This is a genomic window from Ligilactobacillus acidipiscis DSM 15836 (genome assembly GCF_001435755.1).
GTDB classification, from domain to species: domain Bacteria; phylum Bacillota; class Bacilli; order Lactobacillales; family Lactobacillaceae; genus Ligilactobacillus; species Ligilactobacillus acidipiscis.
Window position 1 is genome coordinate 1 of sequence record NZ_AZFI01000438.1, and the last position, 222, is coordinate 222.

Genomic DNA, 222 nt, shown 5'->3' on the forward strand with positions numbered 1-222 from the left:
TGAATTTACCGTCCATGACAGGGATTGCTGATCCTAACTTGCGTCACCTGATGACTAACCTCATCATTGAACTGTATAAGTATCAGGCTGAAAGCGAACGTAAGCGGATCATTGAGCGGCAGCAACAAGGCATTGCGCTTGCCAAACAGCAAGGTAAATATCATGGCCGCAAACCCCAATACACACAAGACGATCCCCGCTTGCAACATGCTTTTAAGCTTT

Annotated in this window: 1 pseudogene; it reads left to right on the top strand. The window is 46.4% G+C overall.

From position 1 onward, the window contains the following. Positions 1-222, top strand: a pseudogene (locus FC65_RS11365) (recombinase family protein); the annotation flags it as partial.